Below are 8,775 nucleotides of genomic sequence, written 5' to 3'. Positions count from 1 at the left end.
TGTGTCATGGCCTCTCGACTAATCAATCAACCCATTCACGTCATAAAACGGATACGGCCCCGGGTACTCGCCGAACACCGCGTTATGCGTCACCAACCCCTGCTCTGGGTGCCAGCGGTGCAGCAGGTAACCGGCCGGTTCCAGATTGAAATGCGCCGGGGCGTCTTCCTGCAGATCAAGCACGATCTGGTGGGAAGTACCGGGACAAATGCAGCTCAGGCTGCCACCAAAACGACGCTGCATCGGACGATGCAAATGCCCGCAGAGCAAGCGCTCCACTTGCGGGTGACGCGCAATCACTTTTTCGAATGGCCCCCTGTTGATAAACGGCTCGCGGTCCATGTGGCCGATGCCGGTAATGAACGGCGGATGATGCAAGACCAACACCGTCGGCACATCCGGGCGGCGCGCCAGTAACTCATCGAGCCAGAGCAACTGACACTCCGACAGTTGTCCGCCATGTGAGCCGGGAATACTGGTATCCAGGCCAATCAACCGCACGGGATGCTCTTCCACGACCCAATCCAGTGGCGCATCGGATGAAAGGGGCAGGTAGGTCTGATTGGCGAACTCGGCCAGCAAATGCTGTCGATCGTCATGATTGCCCGGCACCAGGTAAAACGGCATGTGCAGCCGTTTCAGTTCTGGATGCAACACCGCGTATTCATCCGCACGACCGAAGTCCACCAGGTCGCCACTGATCACCACGATATCGGGACGCGGCACGCTGGCGTTCAAGTGATCCACGGCACGACGCAACGCACCAAGGGTATCGACGACGCCATAGGTCAGCTTCTGACAGGCTTTGAGGTGCAGATCGCTGATCTGCGCAATGAGGAATGGGTGGTTCAAAGTAATAATTTCCTACCTGACAATATGTCCTGTAGGAGCGCACGAGCACCGCGAGGCCGCGATGGCGGTGTGTCAGGCAAACCGCCATCGCGGCCTCGCGGTGCTCGTGCGCTCCTACAGGTGTATGCGTTCCAGACAAAAAATCAGGAACCCAGGGTAAACAACACCTGCGGCGCGACGGTCAGGCCGATCGGCGCACCAGGGCTGTGGATAACGTTGTCGGAACTGTCGACCAACAGAGGCTGAGCACCACCGACATCCACCAACAGCCGACTTTGAGCACCCTGAAAGAACTGCCCGACCAAACGCCCGCGCAAATGACTTTCACCGTCCGCCACGCGCAAATGCTCGGGGCGGCAATACACCGTTGACGGCTGATTCGCAGCCGTCCACGGCAACTCGCCGCCGCTGACTTTCAACCCATGAGCCGTACGCTCAACCACCGAAAACGCATTGAGGTTGCCGACAAAACTGGCGACGAAGGCATTGGCAGGCTGTTGATAAATTTCGCGGGGCGTCGCCAGTTGCGCGACACGCCCTTTTTCCATCACCAGAATCCGGTCGCCCAGCGCCATGGCTTCGCCTTGATCGTGGGTGACAAAAACTGAAGTTATCCCCAGCCCACGCAGCAGCTCATCCAGCTCGCTGCGCAAGCGTTCACGTAATTGCGCATCCAGTGCCGCCAGCGGCTCATCGAGCAGTAACACCCGAGGTCGCGGCGCAAGCGCACGAGCCAAGGCAACCCGCTGGCGTTGGCCGCCGGATAGCTCGTGAATGCTGCGCTTGCCGTGCTCCTGCAAGCCGACCAACTCCAGCAGTTCAGTGCAGCGCTTGTTGCGCTCGGCAGGCGACATGCCGCGAATCTTTAGGCCATAAACGATATTTCCGGCCACATCCAGATTGGGGAACAGCGCGTAGTTCTGAAACACCATGCCCACGTCCCGCTTCTCGATAGGCAGACGGGTCACATCGCTGTCACCGAAAAAAATTTGCCCGACATCCGGGCTTTCCAGCCCGGCGATCAGCCGCAACGTAGTGGTTTTACCGCATCCCGACGGGCCGAGAATTGCCAGGGTTTCGCCGGGTTCGATAGTCAGGTTCAGGTCATGCACAGCGACGGTGCCGTCAGCGAATGACTTGCGGCAGCCCTGCAAACGAATAGTGGTTCCGGTCATCGACTCTCTCCACGGGAAAGACGGGCGCTGATGGCCTGCAACGCAATCAACAGCGGCACGATCATCAACAGAAAAATAAGGGTGTAGGCGCTGGCGACTTCCAGCCGCGCAGACGCGTAGCTGTCGGCGAGACCCACCGGCAGGGTTTTGGTCATCGGCGTGTGCAGCATCCAGGTCAGGTTGAATTCACCCAAGGACAAGGTGACGACCATCAACACACCGGCCAGAATCCCGGCCCGGCAATTGGGCACCACCACGCTGAAAAATCGCTTGAACGGACCTGCGCCAAGACTGGCTGCCGCCTCTTCCAGCACCGGTAATTGCTGACGCTGCATCACGGCCATGACCGGGCGCACCAGAAACGGCAACGTGAACAGCACATGGCCGACCAAGATGAACAACCAACTGCTGCGAAAGCCGCCGAACTGGCCGTAGGTCAGCAGCAACGCCAAGGCGCTGGCCAGACCGGGCATGGCCACCGGCAAGACCATCAATTCCTCGAAGGCACGGCTAAAGCGATTGTTCATCCGCACCAAGGCATACGCAGCCGGTACGCCAATCACGCAGACGCACACAGCGCAGGCCACCGCCAGCTGAATCGACAACCAGACCGTCGGCGAATAGGCCTGCCAGACCTGAATCAGCCAGTCGAAGGTCAATCCACTCGACAGGCCCTGGAAATAATTGCGCGTCAGGCCGGCGAGCAATGACAGCAGCACTGGCACCAACATGAACGCGCAGACCAACAGGGTAAACAGCAACTGCATGACAAACAGCGATGAGCGCTTCACAGGACAGTCCCCGAGTTTTTCACCAGACGTCGCGCCAGCAACAACACAGCCCAGGTCAACGCGCCCAGCACCACGGACAGCGCCGCAGCGACCGCAAAATTGGCGTAGTTGGTGAACACGTTGTAGATCGCGACTGGCGTGACGTTGAGCCGCGTGCCCAGCGTGAACGCCGTACCGAACGCGCCCATGGAAGTCGCAAAACAAATCGCGCCACAGGACACCAACGCGGGCGCGAGGCCCGGCACGATGACGTCGCAGACCACTCGCCAATGACCCGCGCCGAGTGAATGAGCGGCCTCTTCAAGGCTGCGATCCAGACTTTCACAGGCCGCCATCACCGTGAGGATCACGCGAGGAATCGAGAAATACAGGTAGCCCAGAAACAGTCCGGTCAGCGAGTAGGCGAAGATCCAGCGCTCCCCCGCCAACTCCATACCCAGCATCGCAAACAAGCCTTGGCGACCGGCCAGCAGAATCACCAGAAACCCTACGACCACGCCGGGAAACGCCAGTGGAAAAGTCAGCAACGCCACCAGTGCCGAACGACCGAAAAACCGCTGCCGGGCGAGAAAAACGCCGCTGATGCCACCGACCAGTAAAGCCGCCAGCGTGACCACAATTGCCAACACACAGGTCTGGGCAAGACTGCCCAGATATTGCGCACTGCTCAGCACCTGCCAGTAACCCGCGCTGCCGTCACGGCTTTCGCCACCCAGCAAAATCAGGTGCGCCAATGGCAGCAACCAGAACGCAAAGAGCATGGCTGCGGCTGGAGCCAGCGCCCAGGCCGCGGTCGGGCGCAGGCGCAAGAATCCACGCCTGCCCGACCTCACGCCCTGAGCTTTCAGAACCGAAGCGGTCACTTACTTGACCTCACTCAGATAACGCGCTGCGAAAGCTTCCTGCACCGCGGCCATGTGCTCGTAGTCGACCACGCCAGCACGGGCGTAATCGCTGTCCGGCAAGAACTGCGCAGCCACATCGGCAGGCATTTTCACGTCACGTACCGGGCGCAGATAAGCCTTGGCCCACAGCGACTGGCCTTGATCGGACAGGGTGAAATCCAGGACCTTTTCAGCGTTGGCGCGATGCGGTGCTTTATCCACAATGCTCATCACGTACGGCACGCTGATGCTGCCTTCTTTCGGAATCACGAAAGCAACATTGGCTTTGTCTTTATAGCGGGCGCGATAGGCGTTGAAGTCGTAGTCGACGAGGATCGGCAACTCACCTGAGAGCACACGTGCATAGGCAGTTTGCTTAGGCACGATCGGCGAGTTTTTCGCCAGCTTCTGGAAGTAATCGATGGCCGGTTTGAAGTCGTCCAGGGTGCCGCCCATGGCCTGGTTGATCGCCACCGCAGACACGTAACCGACAAAGGCGCTGGACGGATCCAGGTAACCAACCATGCCTTTGTACTCAGGCTTTAGCAGGTCAGCCCAGCTTTGCGGGACCGGCAGACCGCCCAGCGCATCGACGTTGACCATGATGCCCAAAGTGCCGGAGTGGATCGCGAACCAGTGGCCTTCCGGGTCTTTCAAACCGGCCGGAATCTGCTCCCAGCCTTTTGGTTTGTAGCTGCCCACTACGCCCGCTTTCTGCGCCTGCAGGCCGAAGGTCACGCCGTAATACACCACGTCGGCAACCGGAGCGGCCTTTTCAGCGACCAATTGTGCCAGCGACTGGCCGGAGTTTTTGTTGTCCAGCGGCACTTGCACACCGGTGGTGTCGGCAATTGCCTTGAGCTGCGTGCCCCAATCCGCCCACTCTGGCGGGCAGTTGTAGCAGATGGCAGTTTCAGCGGCCTGAGCCAGGCTGGCCGCACCGCACAGCAGCAGCGCTGCCAGGGTTTTACTGAAGCGGATCATGAAGCATCTCCTCGTAGGGCTGAGTACTTTCACCCGGCCGGATATGGCAAGGCAGGCAATGGGAAATCGGAGCGGCACCGGCGATTTGCGCCAGCAGTTGATCGATCACGGTGCTGGCCAGCGCCGCGATGGGTTGCACGACGCTACACAGCGTCGGATGCATCTGGGCGCCGAGGGTGATGCCATCGAAGCCGATAACGGAGAGCTGGCCGGGCACGCTCCAGCCGTTGCGGCGCAGTTCGGCGATCAGGCTGATCGCCAGTAAATCGTTGGAGCAGACCAGCGCGCTGGGTCGATGAGGCCCACGCAGCAAAGGCTCAAGAGCAGCGAAGTCGGCTTGGGTATGCGCAGGCATTTCAATCACTGGCAGACTTTCCAGACCCCGCTCGACCATGGCCTCGCAATACCCGGTATAACGCAGGCGGGCGCGGTCCGATTGCAACGCGGGACCGGCGACCATGCCGATGCGACGATGACCGGAGTCGAGCAGGTAACGCGTCGCCAGCGCCATGCCTGCGCGGTTATCCACAGACACGGCGCCGTAATCGGGATTGCCAGGTTGGTGATACGCCAGCACGAACGGCGTGTCTTCGTTGACCAGGCTTTGCAGAACACGATTGCTTTCGGCATCGGTCACGGTCAGCACCAGGCCATCGACGCGCTGCCGCAGCAGCTCCTCAACCACGGCGCTTTCCCGTTCGCTGCTGTAATCGGTCGTCGCCAATAGCAGGTTGTAGCCTTTCAGACGCGCAGCCCGCTCCATGGCCTGGAATTGCTCGGCGAAGACCGGGTTAAGCAGGTTGGGCACAATCACGCCGATCAGGTTGGTGGTTTGCAGGCGCAACTGACGCCCCAGGCGATTGGGCCGAAAACCCAACTGACGGGCGGCCTCAAATACTTGATCGCGAGTGGCGGGACGCACGACGTCCGGAGACGCAAAAGCCCGCGCGGCAGTCGCCCGCGAAACCCCTGCCAGTCGTGCCACTTCTTTCAAATCACTCACATTCGCTCGCCTTGAGATCGATCTCATTGGCCGCGACATTAGCGATTCAATATTTCGTTACAGCTAACAGGTGATGACAGTTTGATTGCAGCGCGCAACTTTGCGGTGAAGCTAAAGACCCATCGCTTGCCCGTCTGCGCTACCATCACGGGCCGACGCGGCAGCCTGCTGCGCGCAGGAGTTAGCATGGCCCACCCGTTCGCAACACTTACGCCAGACTTGGTCCTTGATGCCGTTGAAAGCATCGGGTTTCTCAGTGACGCCCGCATCCTTGCGCTCAACAGCTACGAGAACCGCGTCTATCAAGTCGGCATCGAAGACGGCCAGCCGCTGATCGCCAAGTTCTACCGGCCGCAGCGCTGGACCAACGAAGCCATCCTGGAAGAACACAGCTTCACGTTCGAACTGGCCAACGTCGATATTCCGGTGGTCGCGCCGATGGTGCATAACGGGCAGACCCTGTTCGAACACGCAGGATTTCGCTTCACGCTGTTTCCCCGTCGCGGCGGCCGAGCGCCAGAGCCGGGCAATCTTGATCAGTTGTATCGTCTGGGCCAGTTGCTCGGGCGTATCCATGCGGTGGGCGCGACCAAACCTTTCGAGCACCGCGAAGCACTGGCCGTGCAGAACTTTGGTCAGAACTCGCTGGATTTCCTGCTGCAAAACGACTGCATCCCGCGCAGCCTGTTGCCAGCTTATGAATCCGTGGCGAAGGATCTGCTCAAGCGCGTCGAAGATGCCTACGCCGCCACGCCGCATCAGAACATCCGCATGCACGGCGACTGCCACCCCGGCAACATGATGGCGCGCGACGAGATGTTCCACATCGTCGACCTCGACGACTGCCGCATGGGCCCTGCCGTCCAGGACATCTGGATGATGCTGGCCGGTGATCGCCAAGAATGCCTGGGGCAATTGTCAGAGCTGATGGACGGCTACAACGAATTCCATGATTTCAACCCGCGTGAACTGGCCCTCATCGAGCCGCTGCGCGCACTGCGCCTGATGCATTACAGCGCCTGGCTGGCCCGTCGCTGGGACGACCCGGCATTCCCGCACAGCTTCCCGTGGTTCGGCACCGAACGTTACTGGGGCGACCAGATCCTCGCCTTGCGCGAACAGTTGTCGGCGCTTAACGAGGAGCCGTTGAAGTTGTTTTGAATGAATCACATCATCACCTGTAGGTGCTCATGAGCTCCTACAGAAGAAATAAAACAAGAATCCACCACCTGCCAACAGGACCCACCATGCCAGCCGTCAACCCGCGACGCGGGTACATTCTCGGGCTTAGTGCCTACACCATCTGGGGTTTGTTTCCGCTCTACTTCAAAGCCATCGCCCAAGTGCCATCTGTGGAAATCATCGTCCATCGAGTGCTGTGGTCGGCATTGTTCGGCTCGGTGCTGCTGATGTTCTGGAAACATCCCGGCTGGTGGCGCGAACTGCGGGACAATCCACAGCGTCTGGCGGTACTGGCTTTCAGCGGCTCGATGATCGCCGTGAATTGGCTGGTGTATGTGTGGGCAGTGAATAACGAGCGCATGGTCGAGGCCAGCCTGGGTTACTACATCAACCCGCTGGTCAACGTCTTGCTGGGGATGCTGGTATTGGGCGAACGGCTACGGCGCCTGCAATGGATCGCCGTCGGTCTGGCGGCGACGGGCGTGGCGCATCAACTGTGGCAAGTCGGCAGCCTGCCGTGGGTCTCGCTGGTGATTGCCGGAACGTTCGCGGTGTACGGAATCGTGCGCAAGAAAGCCCCGGTTGCCGCCCTTCCCGGCCTTGTAGTGGAAACCTGGATTCTGGTGCCCATCGCCGTGGGCTGGCTGCTGCTCAACCCGGCGGCGTACACCTCGCAACCGGAATTCTGGACCACCAGTGAGGCACTCTGGCTCGCTGCCGCAGGCCCGGTGACGATCCTGCCGCTGGTCGCCTTCAACGCCGCCGCCCGGCACCTGCCCTACACCACCCTGGGCTTCCTGCAATACATCGCCCCGACCTTGGTGCTGGCATTGGCGGTGCTGGTATTCAAGGAACACCTTGCGACAAGCACCATTGTGACCTTCGCGTTCATCTGGGCGGGGTTGGCGGTTTACAGCGTTGATGCGTGGATAACTTTGCGTCGCAGGGCCTGATCAATTATTAATCAATAGCTTGCAAGCCTTTAACTATAAGGCCTGCAAGCGGTTCTCCAAAGGTTATCCACAGGCAGGCTAATAGATAAAGTGGATAACCCTTAGATCAATACATCCCCCTCGGCTCTCATCAAACATAAAATAACCAACTGAATTTAAATGCTTTTAAATGTAGGAGCGCGCTTGCCCGCGATGGCGTCAGGTCAGGTCAGGTCAGGTAAAACATTTTTCGCTGAGGCACCGCATCGTCCGGATGCGGCCCAGACCAAGCGCGCTCCTACAGATCCTATGTTTGCTTCGCGACAGCGCGGTGTCAGGGACACAGGACGACTTCCTATAGATCAGGCATAGCATTTCACCCGCAAGCAGTCGGTGCCTCCAACCCAATCAAAGACTGATCGATAACACTGCGCGCCATATCCACCAGATGCATGGCCGACATAGCCAATAGCCGATCCGAACCGGTCAGGCGGTCGCCGTTTTCGTAGGCTGCGACGGCTGCGCAGTGCAGCAGGTGGGAGGCGTGGTTTAGGGATTCTTCGAGGTTAGGCGAATCAGGTGAAAGCTTGATCATATTGAATACTCCGGTAATGGAAATGACCGCCTGTTATCGCTACTAATCGATAAGGGTGGCAGCTGTGTGAAGGTTAGTAGACCGGGCACCAGAGAAACCGGCGCGTCCAAAGACACCCTGCACACAGCCGCCATTGAATGAACGTTTCTAAACGTCTATTTCAGTGGATACGTTGTACATCTATGGCGATGGGCTACTAAACCCCGTCACTGAAATAACAGCAACCGGCGCACCTTAGGAGCCAAAATCCTAACCCGCAAGCGCTTGGGATTCTTTCGGAAATTTCCCTCAAGAAAAACGGAAACGTAGCGCAATGCGCGAAGGCGACTGCCTGCAAAAGCCGCCCCCACGGCCTCCATGCCCGCCCAAATCAGGGC

Annotated in this window: 9 protein-coding genes; 2 read left to right on the top strand and 7 right to left on the bottom strand. The window is 59.3% G+C overall.

All coding sequences use genetic code 11. The annotated features are described in order from the left end of the window. Positions 1-18: 18 nt before the first annotated feature. The 6 genes from AUC60_RS09305 to AUC60_RS09280 all read right to left on the bottom strand — a co-directional run bounded on the left by AUC60_RS09305 (position 19) and on the right by AUC60_RS09280 (position 5,689). Positions 19-852: a phosphodiesterase gene (locus tag AUC60_RS09305; RefSeq protein WP_087266026.1), complete on the bottom strand. Its 834-nt coding sequence runs from the start codon at positions 850-852 to the stop codon at positions 19-21. 143 nt (positions 853-995) lie between these two features. Then, a complete protein-coding gene (locus AUC60_RS09300) occupies positions 996-2,027 on the bottom strand; it encodes an ABC transporter ATP-binding protein (protein WP_087266024.1) in 1,032 nt (343 codons plus the stop codon). Further along, positions 2,024-2,818: an ABC transporter permease gene (locus AUC60_RS09295; protein WP_087266022.1), complete on the bottom strand. Its 795-nt coding sequence runs from the start codon at positions 2,816-2,818 to the stop codon at positions 2,024-2,026. The genes AUC60_RS09300 and AUC60_RS09295 overlap by 4 nt, the downstream gene beginning before the upstream one ends. Next, entirely contained in the window at positions 2,815-3,579 is a 765-nt protein-coding gene (locus AUC60_RS09290) for an ABC transporter permease (RefSeq protein ID WP_264760713.1), read from the bottom strand. Before AUC60_RS09290 ends, AUC60_RS09295 begins: the two co-directional genes overlap by 4 nt. A gap of 102 nt (positions 3,580-3,681) precedes the next feature. Further along, positions 3,682-4,686, bottom strand: a complete 1,005-nt coding sequence (locus AUC60_RS09285; protein ID WP_087266018.1) for an ABC transporter substrate-binding protein — start codon at positions 4,684-4,686, stop codon at positions 3,682-3,684. Beyond that, entirely contained in the window at positions 4,670-5,689 is a 1,020-nt protein-coding gene (locus tag AUC60_RS09280; protein ID WP_087266016.1) for a LacI family DNA-binding transcriptional regulator, read from the bottom strand. Before AUC60_RS09280 ends, AUC60_RS09285 begins: the two co-directional genes overlap by 17 nt. Before the next feature lie 186 nt (positions 5,690-5,875). Between AUC60_RS09280 and AUC60_RS09275 the strand changes: the two genes are divergently transcribed. After that, positions 5,876-6,850: a serine/threonine protein kinase gene (locus tag AUC60_RS09275; protein ID WP_087266014.1), complete on the top strand. Its 975-nt coding sequence runs from the start codon at positions 5,876-5,878 to the stop codon at positions 6,848-6,850. 86 nt (positions 6,851-6,936) lie between these two features. Then, complete coding sequence (gene rarD / locus AUC60_RS09270; protein WP_087266012.1) at positions 6,937-7,824, top strand: EamA family transporter RarD; 888 nt, start codon at positions 6,937-6,939, stop codon at positions 7,822-7,824. Positions 7,825-8,179: 355 nt separating this feature from the next. Here rarD and AUC60_RS09265 read toward each other — a convergent pair whose 3' ends face one another. Further along, the gene (locus AUC60_RS09265; RefSeq protein WP_087266010.1) at positions 8,180-8,398 is read right to left on the bottom strand and encodes a DUF6124 family protein; all 219 of its coding nucleotides are present in this window, start codon (positions 8,396-8,398) and stop codon (positions 8,180-8,182) included. Positions 8,399-8,775 lie beyond the last annotated feature (377 nt).

This window comes from Pseudomonas caspiana, assembly GCF_002158995.1.
GTDB lineage: Bacteria > Pseudomonadota > Gammaproteobacteria > Pseudomonadales > Pseudomonadaceae > Aquipseudomonas > Aquipseudomonas caspiana.
The sequence above is the reverse complement of the archived record's forward strand: the minus strand, read 5'-3'. Positions and strand labels throughout refer to the sequence as shown.